Below are 14,543 nucleotides of genomic sequence, written 5' to 3'. Positions count from 1 at the left end.
GCGTGATGAAAGCTGTGCGCGTGTTGGGGCATCAGCGGGCCGACATCCGGATGGCGCCATCCAGCCGAATGGTCTCGCCATTGAGCATCGCGTTCTCGATGATGTGCATCGCGGTGGCGGCAAATTCCTCAGGCATGCCGAGCCGCGCGGGATGCGGCACCGACGCGGCGAGCGCGGAGCGTACATGCTCCGGCGCCTTGGCAAAGAGCGGTGTGTCGAACACGCCGGGGGCGATGGTGCAGACGCGGATCAGCCTGTGCGCGAGGTCGCGCGCCGCCACCAGCGTCATGCCGACCACGCCGGCTTTGGCCGAGGCATACGGCGCCTGGCCGATCTGGCCTTCGTACGCCGCGACCGATGCCGTGAGCACGCATACGCCGCGTTCGCCATCGACGGGCTCATTCAGGGCCATGCGCGCCGCTGCCAGCCTCAGCGCATTGAAGGTACCCACCAGGTTGGTGCGAACGATCGACTCGTACTTCTCCAGCGAGCCCGCACTGCCATCCCTTTCGACCACGCGCACCGGACCTCCCGCGCCTGCGCAATGGATCAGCACACGCAGGGCGCCGAGCGAGGCGGCCGTATCGCAGGCGTGCAACATCTGCGCGGCATCGCAAACGTCCGCCCTGACAAAGCGCGCCAATGGCCCCAGTTCGGCCGCCGCGGCAATGCCATGGGATTCGGACAGGTCGGCTATCACCACGGCAACGCCCCGGCTGACCAGCTCGCGGGCGCACGCGAGGCCAAGCCCCGACGCGCCTCCGGTAACGACAGCAGACAATGCCGCAATCTTCATTGCCTTTGCACCATGTCCTGTTGATCGGGTGACTGCCCGGCGGGCCGATGCTTGTGCACCTGTTGGGGGTGATTCTTCAACGCCTCGATCAGGACGCGGTCCTGCGGCTTCTCCGATGCGGTCTTCGGGATCTGTTCCAGCACCTGTACAAAGGACGGCACGAAATTCGTCTCGAGACGCGCGCGGCAACTGGCAAACAGGTCGTCCACGTTGAAGGCCTTGCCGCGAGCCGGTACCACGGCCGCGACGACATCCTTTTCGCCCGGTGCCCCGGAGGCGGCTTTGACACCATAGACATAGACGTCGTCGACCAGTCCGGATTCCGCGATGGCCTTTTCCACGAATGCCGTATTGATGAAATCTCCGTTGCGCCGGATGCCGTTCCCCTTGCGGTGATCAAAGAACAACCAGCCCTGCGCATCCTCATGCACCATGTCGCCCGTGTGCAACCAGCCATCCGCGCACTTGACCGCGGACGCCTCGGGGTGGTTCACGTAGTCGACCCGATAAGGCTGGCCGTCGGCGTGCCGAAGCAGCAGCTCGCCTGACGCGCCGGCCGGTACATCGTGTCCTTGCTCGTCGACGATGCGGTGGATGAAGTTGGGACTCGGTCTGCCGATGCTCCCGACCGGGCCAGCGTCCACCGGGTTGAAAGCCATGCCGCCCTCCGCCTGGCCGTAGAATTCCAGGATCCGTGCGCCGAAGCGTTGCTCGAACGGGCGCCACAGCGCTGCCGGCATGCCCGCCGAGATGACCAGGCGCACGCGGTGATTGCGATCGCCGGGCCTTGGCGGCTCCGCGTACAGCGCCGCCGGCATGCCACCCAATAACGTGAGGGTGGTGCAACCGTATTGCCGGGCAATGTCCCACAGGCGCGATTTGGTGAAGCGGCGGGAGAACACTGCGTGCAAGCCGCCGCACAGTGCCGCTCCCAGCGTCACGGTCTGGGCGTTGCCGTGGGTCAGCGACAGTCCGGAATAGAGCGTATCCGTGCCGGTGTAGCCGAACCGTTCCAGCACCGTCTTMGCTGACGTGCAGTAGCGGCGATGGGTCAGCACAATCCCCTTGGGATCGCCGGTGGTGCCGGAGGTGAAGAGGATCTCCATGGCGCTGTCTGGTTCTGTCCCGTCATGCGGCAACTCATCCTGGCAAGGCAGGCGCAGGGCGTCCATGCCGAGTGCCGACGCCGGCCACGCAGATGGCTCTGGCCCTTCGTCCGTAGCCAGTACGAACACGTGCCTGAGGTCAGGCAGCGCGCACGGGATCTCTGCAATCTGAGGCAGGGCATAGTCCGCCATGACCAGGGCACAGGCTGCCGAATCGCGGATCATGAAGCGAAGCTTTTCGCCACGGGTTCTTGGATCAATGGGGACGACTATCGTCCCCAGGATCGCCGAAGCGATCAACAGTTCGACGACCTCGGCATGGTTGGCCATCAGCGTGGCGATGATATCGCCCCGGCGGTAGCCCATCGAATGCAAACCATGGGCCATTGCCTGCCCGTTACGCCACAGATCGCCGTAAGTCCGGACCTGATCCGGGCGTACCGATGCGCCCTCGAAGGTCAACGCAACCCGATCGGGATCGTGCTTCGCGTGGTCGCGCACCACGCCCGCGATGGTGAGATGGGGGGGAACGTGCATGAGACGGGAGACCCTCAAAGAGTGAAATGCAAAGGCGACATTCTCTTTACGCCTTCCCAACGTCAAGCTACCCGCCGCGTGTGGCCTTTCCAGTACTTCTCCCGCACCTGCCTGCGCTGTACCTTGCCGACGACGCTGACCGGCAACTCGGCGACGAAGGTGATCGCCTTGGGTGCCTTGAACCTGCCAATGCTGCTCTTGACGTGCTCGATAAGCACCGCCTCGCTGACCTCGGCGCTTTGCTTGAGCACGACCTCGGCATGCACGGCCTCGCCCCATTGCTCATGCGGAATGCCCACCACGGCCGAGATGGCAACCGCAGGATGCGAATTCAGCGCGGCTTCGACTTCGATGGCGTAGACGTTGAAGCCGCCGGTAATGATCATGTCCTTCTTGCGGTCCACGATGAACAGGAAGCCGTCTTCATCGACATAGCCGAGGTCGCCGGATTTCCAGAAGCCGTCCTCGAATTCGGCCGCCGTTCCCTCCGGATTGTTGAAGTATCCCGGAATGATCCCGCGGCCCCGCAGCCAGATTTCGCCGGTCTGGCCCGGTGGGAGTTCCTTGCCCGCTTCGTCGGCCACCAGCAGTTCGGTGCCCGCTATCACGCGGCCCGCGGAGCCCAGCCGTTCGTCCGTGGCGGTGGCGTGGTCGGCCTTGGTCAGCGCGCTCACGCGCTGGATGCACTCGGTGGAGCCGTATACCTGCACGAAGATATTGCCGAAGCGCTGCTGCAGCTGCCGCAATTTGACCGGGCTCATCGGCGCCGCGCCATAGAAGAGGGTGCTCAGGCTGGACAGGTCGTAGGCCGACGCCTGCGCCATGTCCAGCAGGCGGTAGAGCAGGGTGGGCACCATCATGCCGATGGTGATCTTCTCGGTTTCGACATTGCGGCACCACTGGTCCAGGTCGGGCATGTTCTGCGTGACCGTGCAGCCGCCGCGGAACAGCGTGGGCAGCATGCCCATGCCCGAGCCGTGGCTGATCGGTGCCATATGCATGTAACGGGTGCCGGCGTCCAGCCAGTGCTCGTCCACCGCATAGAACGAATCGCGGTTGGAGAGCCAGTTGTCCATGGTGTACTGCGCGCACTTGCTCTTGCCGGTGGTGCCGCCGGTGAAGCGGTACACCAGGATGTCGCTGGTGGTGTCGCTTTCGATGCCGGGATCCGTATCCTCGACGCCTTCGAGCAGGTCGCCGAAGCAGGACAGGCCGTCGCGCGCGGTTGCGGGCGGGTCCATGCAGACTACCTGGATGCCGCGCTCGCGCAGCATGTCGAAGTAGCGGTCGAGCAGCGCGTTCTCAAGGAATACGACCTTGGGACGGATGAAATCGATCTGCCAGCGGTGCTCGTCGATGGAATCGCGGTAGTTGGTCCAGGCGACGGCGGCCTCGCCCTTGAGCGCGGTCCAGGCGTGCAGCAGCGACAGGTTGTCGTTTTCGAGGATGCACATGTAAATGTCGCCACGGCGCAGCGACAGCCGCTCGCGCATCATGTTGACGACACGATTGGTGTAGCGATGCAGCGCCGCGTGGGTGAAACGCCGGCTACGCTCGATGTTGACCAGCGCCTCGCGGTCGCGATGGAGCATCGCCAGTTGCCCGGTCAAGCGGGCGAAGTTCATCTTCATTCTTGTCTCCGTCATGCAAAGGTGGCGCATGCCTGGCGTAACATGCGCCGAATAGTCTGTTGGCAGTGCCCTGGCCCTTCTGGCGCCGCGCCCGTGCCGTCAGCGCGCGAGCCAGTCGGCGAGCACGGCATCGGTATGCTCGCCGCGATGGGGAATTGCCCCCGGCGCGCCGGCGGGTGTCCCGGAAAAACGCGGCGCCGGATTCGCCTCCAGCACGCCGCGCTCGCGCGTGTAGACGCCGCGCGCCTGCATATGCGGATGGTTCGCCGCTTCCTCCGGGCTGAGCACAGGCGCAAAGCAGACGTCGGTGCCTTCCAGCTGCGCGCACCAGGCATCGCGGTCGCGGCTGGCAAAGAGGATAGTCAGGCGCTCGCTGAGTTGGGGCCAGATGGCACGGTTGTACTGATCATCGTAGGTCGGATCGGCATCCAGGCCGAGCTTCTCGCGCAACTGCTGGTAGAACTGCGGTTCGACCGGGCCGATGGAGATATGGCGGCCGTCGGCGCAACGATAGGTCTTGTACCAGTGGGAACCGTCCAGCAGGCTCGTTCCGCGCGGGCCATCCATCCTGCCGGATGCCATCAGCCCGTGCAGCAGCGTCATCATGTGGGCGCTGCCATCGACAATGGCAGCGTCGACGACCTGGCCCTTGCCGGTCGTGCGCGCGCTCGTGATGCCCGCCAGCAAGCCCACGGCGAGATACATGGCGCCGCCGCCAACATCCCCGACCAGGCTTGGCGGCGCCACCGGCGCTTCGCCGGGCTGGCCCGCATACCAAAGCGCGCCGGACAGCGCGATGTAGTTGATATCGTGTCCGGCGGCACGGGCGAGCGGGCCATGCTGGCCCCAGCCTGTCATGCGTCCATACACCAGGCGCGGATTGCGCTGCAGGCAGAGTTCCGGACCCAGCCCGAGCCGCTCCATCACGCCGGGGCGCATGCCTTCGATCAAGGCGTCGCACTGTGCGGCCAGGTCCATCACGGTGGCCACGCCAGCCGGCGTCTTCAGATCGATGGCCACGGCGCGTTTGCCGCGCCGCGACAGCGCATGTTGGCTCAGGTCCGGCTCCTGCGCGCCGGCCGGCACGCGATCGACCACGACCACGTCCGCGCCCAGGTCGGCCAGCAGCATGCCGCAGAAGGGGCCGGGACCGATCCCCGCCATCTCCAGAACACGGATGCCGGCCAGCGGGCCCGCCCTGTTTGATTTCATCGTGTTGTCTCCGTACTTGTCTTGCAGGGCCCTGGAACAGGGATTGCGCCGCCTGTCAACCGGTCAGCGGAAGGACGGCTCGGGCATGGGGCCCGGCATGCGGGCCCGTGCCACGCCGAGCATGCGGCGATGCGCCGCCCAGAACAGGACGCGCAATGAGAAACCCCGAGCCCCCGTCATGGCCTGCTTGCATTCATCCGCATGCAGCTCCACCGCAATCCCGAGTTCCGCCGCCGCCGCGTAGCAGAGGATCTTCAGGCGCGGGTCGCTGGCGCGAATGCGGCTGTCGATCATCTGCCGCAGCGTCAGGTTGTAGGCATGGGGGTCGCCGCCACGCGCCGAACTGGCGGCGCACTGCTGCAGGTGCCGGCTGAACTGCCGGACTTCCTGCCGCAGGTCGATGAGCCCTTCCATGCGGGATGGGGATAGCTGTGGCATATCGTCAATCCGGCATCGGCGCCATGCCGCGGGCAACAGGGAGCATGGGGAGTGCCGTCATGGCAGCACGTTGCGCGGGTCGTCCTTCAGCACCAGTTGCCAGGCTTCCCGCGCCATGGGCGCGCTCTTTTCTTCCATCACGTGCGCAAGCAAGCCAGCCGAGCGGCCGACCAGCGACAGGCCGCGCGCGATCAGCGGATCGAGGCCCATGGCCGCGACCACGGCCGCGATCGCACCCACCGCATTGAGCGGCAGCGGCTTGTTCTGTTCCTTGGTCAGCACCTGGCCGATGGCGTCCATCAGGCGCCAGTGCACGCCGTAGTAGCCATTGGCGCGCGACAGTTCGCGCAGTGTCGGCACGCGCGGATCGCCATCGACGTGGATCGGGTGGCCGACGCCGTAGATCGGCTTGCGCAGTTCCTTGTGACGGCGGATCACGGTCCGCGCCGCCTCGAGGATCTGCTCATCGGTGGCGTCGCTGGTCAGCTCGCGGGCGCCCTCGATCAGCATCTCCGCGCCATTCTGCATGGTGCCGAGGAAGACGCTGCCGGCGCCCAGCAGGCCCGCGGCAACCGCGCCCTGGAGCGCCTCGGGCGCGCCAATGTAGGTCAGGCGCGCCGCCAGCGAGCTGGGCGTGATGCCGTGGTCGGCCGTGGTCACCAGCAGGGCGTTGACCATGACCTTTTCCTGCTGGCTGGGCAGGCGCGCCAGGGTGGTGTGGAAGATCATGTCGACGAAGTCGAACTTGCCGATGATCTCGGTGGCCAGGTTCAGGCCACGCACCATGATGGTGTCGGTGGTCGTGTAGCCGATTTCAGTCTTTACCATTGGGAAGGCTCCATTCCTTGATACGAGAGGACAGCGTCCAGCGCGGTCACTCCTTGTCCTTGCGGCCGGACCGCAAGCGGGTTGATTTCCAGCTCGTCGACCTGGCCGGCATGCCTGACGACGAAGTCGCTCAGCTTCACCAGCGTATCGACCAGCGCGTCGATGTCGCACGCGGGCTGGCCACGATGGCCCTTGAGCAGTTCGTGGCAGCGTGTCTCGGCGATCATCTGCCGGGCCGACTTCGGCGTTAGCGGCAGCAGCCGCCGGCTGACGTCCTTGAACAGTTCGATGCTCACGCCGCCCAGCCCGAAAGTGCAGACGTGGCCGAACACGGGATCGCGGTGAATGCCGACCACGGCTTCCACGAAGGGTGAGGGCAGCATGGGCTCCACCAGCACACCTTCGATCTCGCCGGGCGCGCACGCCTTGCAGCCGTTGGCATGTATCGCCTCAAACGCGGCCTTGGCGTTGCTTTCGGATGCGATGCCCAGGCATACGCCGCCGATATCGGTCTTGTGAGTAATCGCGGGGCTGACGATCTTCATCACCGCCTTGCCGTTCGCCACGTCGCGGAAGGCCTGCGCGGCTTCGTCGGCGGAGCGGGCAACCACGCCGTCGGGTACGGGGATCCCCGCCTTTTTGAGCAGAGACTTGGTCCTGGCTTCCGACAGGTTCGCGGTGGCTTCGGCCTCGCCCACGCTGCCCAGCGGCAGCCACTTGTGGTCGAACTCGGCGCGCCAGCGGCCATACGCGATGAAGCGCTTGATGGCCAGCACGGTGTTGCCGATGGCGCGCATGGGCATCAGACCGCCATCGATCATCTTGCGGTGGCCTTCGCCCGTGCGGTCGCTCATCCAGACCGGCACGATGGGCGTCGTCACTTCGCCCTGCACCTTGACCAGGCTTTCGCCGAGCAGGACGGTGGTCTGGCCGTACTCGACCGGAATCGGCACCATCACCAGGTCGGTATTCGGATCGCTCGCCGTCGCCTTCAGGGTGGCGTAGCTGACTTCCGAATTGACCAGCACTTCCGCCGTGACGTCGACAGGATTGTCGACGGCGGCATAGCCGGGCAGGGCCTTCTTCAGCGCGGCGACCGTCTCGGGCGCGAACTCGGCCAGCTTCAGGCCGGCGGTGCCGACCATGTCGGAGGCGAGCGCGGCGGTGCCGCCCGAGAAGCTATATACGGCAAGCTGTTCGCGGCCGGTGGGCGTCGCCCTGGACAGCAGCGAGGCGACATCGATCAGCTCGTCGATGTCATCGACCTCAATGATGCCCAGCTCGCGGAATACGGCGGTGTTGATCTCGGCGGAACCGGCAATGGCGGCCGTATGCGACTGGGCCGCCCTGGCGCCGTACTCCGACTTGCCGACCTTGATCGCCACGATCGGCTTGCCGCGGCGGGCCGCGTGCAGCGCGGCGGCCATGAAGCGCGGGCCGTTGCGCACGCCTTCCAGCGTGGTGACGATGACCTTGATATCCGGGGCGTCAGCCATGTAGTGGATGAAGTCGCTGACCTCCAGATCCACTTCATTGCCGCCGGAGCACCACAGCCCGATGCCGACGCCGCGATCCATCGACTGGATGAACGAGCGTCCGAGGCCGCCGCCCTGCGTGGCCACGCCGATCGGGCCGGGACGGCGGTCAATGCGCCAGGCCGGCGAGAACGTCAGGCCAAGGCGCGCGTTCATGTTGTTCAGTCCCGGGCAATTCGGACCGTAGATCCGCATGCCGGTGCTGTGCGCGATCGCGCGCATCTGCGCTTCCACGGCACGGCCGGCTTCGCCGGTTTCGCCGAAACCAGAGGTGAAGACGATGGCAAACTTGACGCCAATCTTGCCGCAGTCGCGCAGGGTGTCGAGCACCGTGTCCGCGCGCACGGCCAGGATGGCCAGGTCGGGCGCCGCCTTCAGGTCCAGCACGGAAGCCACGCAAGGCCGGCCATGGATCTCCGTGCGGCCCGGGTTGACCAGGAGCAGTTCACCAGTGAATTCCGAGTACTTGGTCAGGTTCTCCAGCGTGCGTCCGCCGATGCTGTCCGGCTTCTCCGAGGCGCCGACCAGCACAATCGATTGCGGCAGGACCAGCCTGGACAGGTCGGTGAAGCTCGGCGGCGAGGGATCGTTGCCTGCGCTCATTGTGCTTCCCCGGGGTGGCGGCGCTTGAACAGGCAGGTGGCGGCCATTTCGGCCACCACTTCGCCGCGTTGGTTGATGCCCTTGCGCAGGAAGCCGACGATGCCGCGGTCCGGGCGGCTGGTGGCCTTCTGCTCCACCACTTCGATGTCCACGCGGATGGTGTCGCCGATGAAGGTGGGCTTGGGGAACTTCAGCCGGTTCTCCAGCACGCTGAATAGCGAGCCTTCGAAGAATTGGTTGGGAATCGAGCGCGAAGTCAGGCCGGCCATGAACGACGCCACCAGCATGCCGTGGGCAATGCGCTGGCCGAAGATGGTGCCCTTGGCGTATTCGGCGTCGACGTGCACCTTGTTGAAGTCGCCGGTCAGCGCGGCGAAGGCAGCCACATCAGCCTCGGTGATGGTGCGCGACGAGGTCGAGTACGTCATGCCGGGAGTCAGGTCTTCCCAGTAAAGCGTGGTATTTGCGATCTGTTCGAGGATGGCGGGTTGGGTCATGTCTGGTGTCTCCGTATAGCGTGCCAGGGCTCAGGTCAGGGCGCTGATGCCCAGGATTTCGCGGCCGATGATGAGGGTCTGAATTTCCGTGGTGCCCTCGGGGATCATGCCGCCGCGGGTGTCACGGAAGATGCGCTCGATGGGGTATTCGGTGGCGTAGCCCATGCCGCCATGGACCTGCAGCGCGAGGTTCGCGACTTCGAAGGCGGCTTCCGTCGCATACAGCTTGGCGATCGAGCATTCCGTGCGCGAGTTGCCGTTCTGCATGGAACGCGCGGCGCGGTAGCCGAGCGCGCGCGCGGCCAGCGTCTTCATGGTCATGTCGACGATGTGCTTTTGCACCAGCTGGAACGAACCGATGGGGCGGCCGAACTGCTTGCGCTGCAGCGCATACTCGGTCGACAGGTCCAGCGCGGACTGCGCCGCGCCCACGGCGCCCATCGCCACGTTCAGTCGCCCGAAGTTAAGGCCGATGAGGATCTGCTTGAGGCCCTGGCCTTCGCGGCCGAGCAGGTTGGCGGCCGGCACTTCGGCATTGTCGAAGGAAAACGCGGCCGTGCCGGTACTGCGCGCGAACATCGTCTCGACCGGGCGGATTTCATACGGCGTTTCGTCCCGTTCGACCAGGAACAGCGACAGTTCGCCATTGCAGGTCTCGCTGAACGTGCGCGCCACGACGATGCCGAAGTCCGCGAACAGGCCGTTGGTGATCCACAGCTTGCTGCCGCTCAGCACGTAGCGGTCGCCGCGCTTGTCGGCCCGGGTCCTGATCTCGGCGACATTGGAGCCGACGTCCGGCTCCGAGATCGACACGAAGGTCTTGCGCTCGTTGCGCAGCAGCGGACGCATGAAGCGCGCCTTCTGGTCTTCCGTGCCGTAGGCGTTGATGATTCCGGAAACGATGTTCAGGCCGTTGAGCAGAATGCGCAGGGACAGCCAGCAATAGCCGGCTTCTTCCATCATCACGGCCCATGTCAGGTAGTCCAGGCCAAGGCCGCCGTCGGCTTCCGGCAGGTAGCCGCCGAGATAGCCGAAGTCCGCCAGGCCGCCGATCAGCTCGTGCGGGAAGCGCTTGTCGGCTTCGGCCTGCTGGATGCGCGGCGTGAAGTTCTCTTTCAGGTAGCGGCGGATGTTGTCGCGCAGCAGTTGCTGGCTGGCATCCAGTCCGTCGACGTCGAGCATCGGCTCAGCCATAGCGGCCTCCGGTCACGAAGAGGGTGGTGCCGGTGATGTAGCGGGCGTGCTCCGACGCCATGAAGGCCACCGCGCCGGCGATGTCGCTGGTCTGGCCGGGGAAGGTCACGGCGTTCTTCGCCATCACGTTCTCGAGGATGGTGTCGTAGTTCGGCAGGCTCTTGATGTATTCGGTCTCGATATAGCCCGGGGCGATCGCGTTGACCGTCACGCCTTTGCGCGCCTGCTCCAGCGACAGCGCGCGGGTGAAGCCGACCAGCCCCGCCTTGGCGGTGGAATAGTTGGCCTGGCCCGGGTTGCCGAACAAGGCGCGCGAGCTGATGTTGATGATGCGGCCCCAGCCCTTCGCATGCATGAACGGCAGCGCGGCGCGGCAGCAGTGGAACGCGCCCTTGAGGGTCACGCCCAGCACCAGGTCCCAGTCGGCCTCGTCCATCTTGAGGATGGTGCGGTCCTTCACCAGGCCGGCGTTGTTGACCAGTACGTCGATGCCGCCGAAGGCTTCGTTGCCCGCCGCCATCATCTTGCGTACCTGCTCTTCATTGCGCACATCGCACTGCACCGCGATGGCCTTGCCGCCAGCGGCCTCGATGCCGCGCGCGGTCGCGTCGGCCGCGTCGAGGTCAAGGTCGCTGATGACGACAGCCATGCCTTCCTGCGCCAGCATGCGCGCGGTCTCGGCGCCGATGCCTCGCGCCGAGCCGGTGATGACCGCGACACGGTCTTTCAGTCCTAGGTCCATCTCTTTGTCTCCATTCTCTATGGGTTGGGTTCAACTGTCGGCCAGCAGCGAATTCCGGACTTCGCGCAGTGCCGCCAGGTAGGTTTCACGATGCTTTGCGATGCGTTCCGCCGGGCCCGCCAGCGAAATCCCGACCGGCTGGTCGCCCAGCCATCCCGCGACCGCCAGCGCGGTTACGCCCTCGGTGCCTTCGTCGTGCGCCTCGTACCAGCCGAGTTCGCGCCCGTGCGCCAGTTGCGCCATCAGCGGATCGATGTCGACCACCGTATGCGGGGTGATGGCCCTGCGTTCGATGCCTTCCAGCCTTGCGCGCGCGGCCTCGGGCGGAATCAGCCCAAGCAAGGCCTTGCCCAGCGCGGAGGCGTGCAGGGCAACGCGCTCRCCCACGTCCAGGATGTAGCGCAGCGGCAGCCGGCTTGGCTGCGCTGCGGCGACCTTGACGGCGGCGGATTCGAGCACGCCGAAAAAGGCGCTTTCATTGGTTTTTTCCGTCAGCTGTTCGACCGCCTCCTGGGCCAGCGTGGTCAGCGGGTCGTTCTCCCGGATCTGGCGCGCGGTCTCGAACAGGCGGCCGGTGGGGTAGAAGCGGCGCGTGCGCGACGTCCGCATCAGGTAGCCAAGCGAATGCAAGGTGTGCAGCAGGTCGGAGGAGCTGCTCTCGGCGACCGCCAGCAGGCGCGCCATGTCGGAGTTGGAGAGCTCGCGTTTTTCGCGGGCAAACACCTCAAAAACGGCCATGGTTCGGCTGGCTGCCGGGATCGCGGTGGGCATGCTCGGGTTCCTGGAAGATTTATGTCTACGACATATGGGATAACTATACGGGATTTCGTAGCTCGGTCAAGAAATAAAACTGCTTGTAAATACGAAATGCAGAAGTACACTACGGCAATCCGTAGGAAATGGGCTATCCATTTGCGAGAAAAGAGGTGTTGTTAGCACATTTAGTGACGTAAATGCCACATATAGGAGGCTGACGAATGATTTGCCATTTCAAACTGAGCTCGCCACGTCCGGTGGGCCGCGCATGGGGCGTTGCCCTGGCCTTGTTCACAACAGGCTTGTGCTGGTCAGCTTCGCCGGCGTCGGCGCAGGCGGCTTACCCGTCAAGGCCGGTCACGCTGGTCGTGCCCGGGCCGCCGGGCGGCATCACCGACCAGCTGGGCCGGCTGGTGGCGGCCAGAATGACGAGCGATTTCGGTGTCAGGGTCATCGTGGACAACCGCCCGGGCGCTGGCGGCAATGTCGCAAGCGAGATCGTTGCGCGGGCAGAGCCCGACGGCTACACGATCCTGCTGGGTACGCAGGGCACCATGGCGACCAACCAGTACCTGTACAAGTCGCTGCGCTTCGACCCGGCCAAGGATTTCGTTGCGGTCCAGGGCTTGATGTCCGTGCCGAACATCCTGGTGGTCAACAGCCGCTTGCCATACCAGTCCGTCCAGGAACTGGTGACGTTTGCAAAAGCGCATCCCGGCAAGCTGACGGTGTCATCCGCGGGCAACGGCACGGGAACGCACCTGGCCGCCGAACTGTTCCAGGCGCAGGCCGGCGTAAAGTTCGTGCATATCCCGTACAAGGGCAGTGCGCCATCGATCAACGACCTGCTCGGCGGGCAGGTCGATATGACGTTCGACTACCCGGTGTCGACGCTTGCCCAGGTCCAGGCCGGCAAGCTTCGCGCACTCGCCGTGACCGGGTCAACGCGTTTGCCGTTCCTGCCGCAGGTACCTACCATCGCGGAGGCCGGCTATCCCGGTGCGCAGTCCACCTCCTGGATCGGGTTGTTCTTTCCCGCACGCACGTCGACCCCGGTTGTCATGAAATGGCAGACGCAGGTTGGGCGCTTGCTGGAAGACAGCGCGGCCGTGGAAGCGATCAGCAAGATGGGGGGAATGCCGCTGCCCCTGAGCGGCGAGCGGTTTGCCAGCTTTGTGCAGGCGGAGCGCATCAAATGGAAGGCAACAATCCAGCATTCCGGTGCGACCATCGATTAAGGGCGCAAGCGCCGGCTGGCTGCCGGTGCCTGGCTGGTTCGGGCCGGTTTGAACGCCGGCGCCACGAAGTGCCGAATGCCCATCGCACCGGGGTTCGGTCTATCTGTTTATCCGCTGCGCCAGTCCGCTGCTCCGGGAAGCGCCGCGGGAAGCGGAGTCCTTTATGGACGGACCCAGGCGCTACCGGATCGCGCCCACGCCGCGCATCGTTTCAATGTCTCCCTTCCCATAGCCGGCTGCCAACAGGATTTCGTCGGTATGCTCGCCCAGCATCGGCGCGCGCTGGCGCACGCCGCCCGGCGTACTGCTCAGCTTGATCGGCACGCCGGCAATCTTCACCGGCGCGGCCGAGCCCGGCTGTTCCACGTCGACCAGCATCTCGCGCACCCGGTAATGCGGGTCCTCGAAGATCTCCGCCGAGGTGTAGACCGGGCCGAACGGCACCTTGCCGCCCAGGCATTGCGCGATCTCCTCCTTGGTGCGCACGGCGGTGAACGTCTCGATGGCGTCGATGACGCGCTGGGCGTTTTGCACGCGCGCCGCGTTGGTGGCGAAGGCTTCGTCGCCGATCAGTTCGGGGCGGCCGATCGCCAGCGCCAGCTTTTCCCAGAAGGCGTCGTGCGCGCAGGCGATGGACACATAGCCGTCGCGCGAGCGGAACAGCCCGAAAGGGCAGAGCAGCGGGTGGYGGTTGCCTTCGGGCGCCGGCACCGCGCCGGTGTAGGAGGTCTGGTAGACGATCCGCTCGCACATGGCCAGCACGCAGTCCGTCATGGCCACATCGACGAACTGGCCTTCGCCGCTGGCGCGGGCGCGATGCACGGCGGCGAGGATGCCGATGCACAGCATCAGCGCGGGTACGGTGTCGCCCACGCCGGGGCCGATCTTGGTGGGCGTATCCCGGTCGGGGCCGGTGATGCCCATCATGCCGCCCATGGCCTGGGAGACCACATCGTAGGCTGGCCAGTGCGCGTAAGGGCTTTCGCCGCTGCGGGGGTCGCCGAAGCCGCGCACGGTGCCGTAGACGAGCCGGGGGTTGGTCTCGCGCAGCACCTCATAGGACAGGCCGAGCCGCTCCATCACGCCGGCGCGGAAGTTCTCCACCACGATGTCGGCGCCGTCTACCAGCCTGCGCACGATGTCGCGGCCGGCGGCGCTCTTCAGGTCGACGGCGATCGAGCGCTTGTTGCGGTTGACGCTCTGGAAGTAGCCGCCGAAATCACGCAGGGCATCGTCGTCCCGGAACGGGCCGGTGAGCCGCGTGCCGTCGCCGGCCATCGCTTCCACCTTGATCACCTCCGCGCCGTGGTCGGCGAGGATCTGCGTACAGAAGGGCCCGGCGAGCATCTGCGTCAGGTCGATGACGCGCAAGCCGGTGAGGGCGCCGGTCGCCTGTGCGGGTTTATCCATACTGGGTTTGGCCATGTTTT

At 65.7% G+C, this 14,543-nt stretch carries 13 protein-coding genes; 1 reads left to right on the top strand and 12 read right to left on the bottom strand.

What is annotated here, in order from left to right; translation table 11 throughout:
* Window positions 1–31: 31 nt before the first annotated feature.
* The 11 genes from AC1DN0_RS23170 to AC1DN0_RS23120 form a co-directional block, all read right to left on the bottom strand.
* Window positions 32–796, bottom strand: coding sequence for an SDR family NAD(P)-dependent oxidoreductase (locus AC1DN0_RS23170; RefSeq protein WP_441629555.1), 765 nt, complete (start codon window positions 794–796; stop codon window positions 32–34).
* The gene (locus AC1DN0_RS23165) at window positions 793–2,505 is read right to left on the bottom strand and encodes an AMP-binding protein (protein ID WP_477111805.1); all 1,713 of its coding nucleotides are present in this window, start codon (window positions 2,503–2,505) and stop codon (window positions 793–795) included. Before AC1DN0_RS23165 ends, AC1DN0_RS23170 begins: the two co-directional genes overlap by 4 nt.
* Window positions 2,502–4,070, bottom strand: a complete 1,569-nt coding sequence (locus tag AC1DN0_RS23160) for a class I adenylate-forming enzyme family protein (RefSeq protein WP_477111806.1) — start codon at window positions 4,068–4,070, stop codon at window positions 2,502–2,504. Before AC1DN0_RS23160 ends, AC1DN0_RS23165 begins: the two co-directional genes overlap by 4 nt.
* Before the next feature lie 99 nt (window positions 4,071–4,169).
* Window positions 4,170–5,282 carry a CaiB/BaiF CoA transferase family protein gene (locus AC1DN0_RS23155; protein WP_441629558.1) on the bottom strand — a complete coding sequence of 371 codons (1,113 nt, stop codon included), beginning with the start codon at window positions 5,280–5,282 and terminating at the stop codon, window positions 4,170–4,172.
* A 63-nt stretch (window positions 5,283–5,345) separates the two neighbouring features.
* Window positions 5,346–5,720: a hypothetical protein gene (locus AC1DN0_RS23150; RefSeq protein ID WP_441629559.1), complete on the bottom strand. Its 375-nt coding sequence runs from the start codon at window positions 5,718–5,720 to the stop codon at window positions 5,346–5,348.
* A gap of 57 nt (window positions 5,721–5,777) precedes the next feature.
* Window positions 5,778–6,548, bottom strand: a complete 771-nt coding sequence (locus AC1DN0_RS23145) for a citryl-CoA lyase (RefSeq protein ID WP_441629560.1) — start codon at window positions 6,546–6,548, stop codon at window positions 5,778–5,780.
* Entirely contained in the window at window positions 6,542–8,686 is a 2,145-nt protein-coding gene (locus AC1DN0_RS23140) for an acetate--CoA ligase family protein (RefSeq protein WP_441629561.1), read from the bottom strand. Before AC1DN0_RS23140 ends, AC1DN0_RS23145 begins: the two co-directional genes overlap by 7 nt.
* A complete protein-coding gene (locus tag AC1DN0_RS23135) occupies window positions 8,683–9,183 on the bottom strand; it encodes a MaoC family dehydratase (RefSeq protein WP_441629562.1) in 501 nt (166 codons plus the stop codon). The genes AC1DN0_RS23140 and AC1DN0_RS23135 overlap by 4 nt, the downstream gene beginning before the upstream one ends.
* 30 nt (window positions 9,184–9,213) lie before the next feature.
* Window positions 9,214–10,377 carry an acyl-CoA dehydrogenase family protein gene (locus AC1DN0_RS23130; RefSeq protein ID WP_477111807.1) on the bottom strand — a complete coding sequence of 388 codons (1,164 nt, stop codon included), beginning with the start codon at window positions 10,375–10,377 and terminating at the stop codon, window positions 9,214–9,216.
* Window positions 10,370–11,119: an SDR family NAD(P)-dependent oxidoreductase gene (locus tag AC1DN0_RS23125; protein ID WP_477111808.1), complete on the bottom strand. Its 750-nt coding sequence runs from the start codon at window positions 11,117–11,119 to the stop codon at window positions 10,370–10,372. Before AC1DN0_RS23125 ends, AC1DN0_RS23130 begins: the two co-directional genes overlap by 8 nt.
* Window positions 11,120–11,149: 30 nt before the next feature.
* Window positions 11,150–11,890 carry an IclR family transcriptional regulator gene (locus tag AC1DN0_RS23120; protein WP_477111809.1) on the bottom strand — a complete coding sequence of 247 codons (741 nt, stop codon included), beginning with the start codon at window positions 11,888–11,890 and terminating at the stop codon, window positions 11,150–11,152.
* 206 nt (window positions 11,891–12,096) lie between these two features.
* Here AC1DN0_RS23120 and AC1DN0_RS23115 point away from each other — a divergent pair, with 206 nt between their 5' ends.
* Window positions 12,097–13,113: a Bug family tripartite tricarboxylate transporter substrate binding protein gene (locus tag AC1DN0_RS23115; RefSeq protein WP_441629566.1), complete on the top strand. Its 1,017-nt coding sequence runs from the start codon at window positions 12,097–12,099 to the stop codon at window positions 13,111–13,113.
* Window positions 13,114–13,293: 180 nt separating this feature from the next.
* Here AC1DN0_RS23115 and AC1DN0_RS23110 read toward each other — a convergent pair whose 3' ends face one another.
* Window positions 13,294–14,538, bottom strand: coding sequence for a CaiB/BaiF CoA transferase family protein (locus AC1DN0_RS23110; RefSeq protein ID WP_477146034.1), 1,245 nt, complete (start codon window positions 14,536–14,538; stop codon window positions 13,294–13,296).
* Window positions 14,539–14,543: the final 5 nt, after the last annotated feature.

The organism is Cupriavidus sp. 05N39 (genome assembly GCF_056397325.1).
Note: the sequence above shows the minus strand (reverse complement) of the source record. Positions and strands in the feature narration are given on the sequence as shown.